This is a genomic window from Limnohabitans sp., assembly GCF_040401135.1.
Taxonomy (GTDB): Bacteria; Pseudomonadota; Gammaproteobacteria; order Burkholderiales; family Burkholderiaceae_C; genus Limnohabitans.
In genome coordinates, this window is the sequence record NZ_JBBAOV010000025.1 from 1 (window position 1) to 2177 (window position 2177).

The 2177-nt window shown below is 55.8% G+C and carries 5 protein-coding genes; 4 read left to right on the top strand and 1 reads right to left on the bottom strand.

The window, feature by feature from the left end; all coding sequences use genetic code 11:
- The 4 genes from ABWP81_RS08090 to ABWP81_RS08105 all read left to right on the top strand — a co-directional run.
- Window positions 1–144, top strand: a 144-nt coding sequence (locus tag ABWP81_RS08090) for a BrnA antitoxin family protein (protein WP_353140990.1), incomplete at its 5' end; no start/stop codon positions are given.
- Between the two features lie 3 nt (window positions 145–147).
- Window positions 148–777 (top strand): 2-polyprenyl-3-methyl-6-methoxy-1,4-benzoquinone monooxygenase, encoded by a 630-nt coding sequence (gene coq7 / locus ABWP81_RS08095; protein WP_353136759.1) that lies wholly within the window; start codon window positions 148–150, stop codon window positions 775–777.
- A gap of 9 nt (window positions 778–786) precedes the next feature.
- A complete protein-coding gene (locus tag ABWP81_RS08100) occupies window positions 787–1086 on the top strand; it encodes a nucleotidyltransferase domain-containing protein (RefSeq protein ID WP_353140942.1) in 300 nt (99 codons plus the stop codon).
- Window positions 1083–1571: a hypothetical protein gene (locus ABWP81_RS08105; RefSeq protein WP_353140944.1), complete on the top strand. Its 489-nt coding sequence runs from the start codon at window positions 1083–1085 to the stop codon at window positions 1569–1571. Before ABWP81_RS08100 ends, ABWP81_RS08105 begins: the two co-directional genes overlap by 4 nt.
- A gap of 7 nt (window positions 1572–1578) precedes the next feature.
- Here ABWP81_RS08105 and ABWP81_RS08110 read toward each other — a convergent pair whose 3' ends face one another.
- Entirely contained in the window at window positions 1579–2028 is a 450-nt protein-coding gene (locus ABWP81_RS08110) for an OsmC family protein (protein WP_353136768.1), read from the bottom strand.
- Window positions 2029–2177: the final 149 nt, after the last annotated feature.

Consider the following 2177-nt stretch of genomic DNA (forward strand, 5'->3'; position numbering starts at 1 on the left):
CGCGCTGAAGCCCCTAAAGTATTCACAGCCATTCGTTTGGATGCAGATTTGTTGGAGGCGTTTAAGTCAACAGGTAAAGGCTGGCAAACACGCGTGAATGCGGCCTTAAGACAATTCATAACTGAGCACCCAATTCGGAGTTAATAAATGGACGCCCTACTCACCGCCGCCGACAGCGCACTGCGCACCCTGTTTGCCCGCCATCACGCCAACCGCCCCACCCCCATGTGGGCGGGCGAATCGCCCACACCTGCACCGCTAACTGACGCCGAAAAAGCAACATCCTCTGCCCTGATGCGCGTGAACCATGTGGGCGAGGTGTGCGCCCAAGCGCTTTATACCGCGCAAGCCCTGGCCACCAAAAACGACGCGCTGCGCCAACACCTGAGCGCCGCGTGCAAAGAAGAAACCGACCATTTGGCTTGGACCGAGCAGCGGCTGCGCGACCTAGGCGGGCGCACCAGCTGGCTCAACCCGCTTTGGTATGCAGGCTCGTTTGGTATTGGCTACGCCGCAGCCAAGCTGGGTGGCGACCGCATGAGCCTTGGCTTTGTGGTGGAGACCGAGCGCCAAGTAGAGGCCCATTTAGAAAGCCACCTAGGCCTGCTGCCCGCCAATGACGGCCCCAGCCGCGCCATCGTGGCGCAAATGAAAACGGACGAGGCGCAACACGCCAAAGACGCTTTGGCCGCAGGTGCAGCCCAGTTGCCCGCGCCTTTTAAAGCGCTGATGCAATTGGCGGCGAAGGTGATGACGACTGTGGCGCATCGGGTTTAAAGTAGCGAGATGCGACTTAACAGCGATCAGGTGCAAGCCATCAAACAAGCGGCCCAGCAAGTGTTGGGGGACGATGCGCGTGTCACTTTGTTTGGCTCGCGTACCAATGATGCGCTGCGGGGTGGCGACATTGATTTGATGTTTGAAACACCTCATCAATTGGTCGACCGAGTGGCTGCAGCTGGGCAGCTATACGTGAAACTTATTCGTCACTTGGGCGACCGAAAAATTGACGTGCTGTTAAAAGACGCAGCCACAGATGAGGCCCCCGTGATGCGCGTGGCTCGTGAAACTGGGGTGTTGTTATGAGTCTGTTGTTTTTGCCCGAACATTCGCAAGCCATGCTGCAAAGCTTAGACCTTGCCCGCAAGGAAGCCGAGCATTTGCGCTACAGCCAGTCCACTTTGTTTGCCTTGCCTATTGATTTGGCATGGGTACAAAGCTTAGCCAGCCAACCCGTGTTGGCCGAAAAGGTAGAAGCTTTTGTCAGCCGCTTTGGTCGCTTGCAAGACCACATCGGAGGCAAGCTGCTGCCTCGGTATGCTGCATTGGTGAGCGAGCCGGCTAAAACTCAGCTAGATACTTTGGCGTTTGCTGAGCGCGTGGGCTTGTTAAGCAATGCCGATGCCTTCGTTGCTGCCAGAGTACTGCGCAACGCTTTGGTGCACGAGTACATGAACGACGCTCAAGCCTTTCTAGAAAACCTACTTGCCGCTAAGCCAGCTTGCGAGATGTTTTTTAACACCATTGAAAGTGTCGCACTCGACCTTCGCCGTTTATGCGTGATCACTTAAAGATCTTTTAAGCCTCTACCAACTCAAAGCTAGTAGTAATTTCCGCCGTTTTGCCCAGCATGATGCTTGCCGAGCAGTATTTGTCGTGGCTCATGGCAATGGCACGTTCCACGGCCAAAGCTGGCACACCTTGGGCTGTGACGGTGAAATGCATGTTGATGCGGGTGAACACCTTGGGGTCTTCGGTGGCGCGCTCGCTGGTGATCTTCACACTGCAGCCCTGCACATTGTGGCGGCCACGCTTCAAGATAAGCACCACGTCATACGCCGTGCATCCGCCTGTACCAGCCAGCAACAGTTCCATGGGGCGAGGGGCCAAGTTTTGGCCGCCGTTCTCGGGCTTGGCTGCATCGGGTGCGCCGTCCATGGCCACCACATGGCCGCTGCCTGTTTCTGCAATAAAGCCCATGCCTGAACGAGTGCCAGAGTTGCCGGTCCAGCTGACGGTGCATTCCATGTGTGTTCTCCCATAAATTTATGCGGCAATTGTCCGCCAAATGTTGCGGCGCAACAAAAATTGCATACACTACAGACTTGTCTCCTCCACCCTCAAAAGTGGATTCATACCCCGAGTTGCAAAACTCGGGGTTTTTTTTCGTCTTTTCG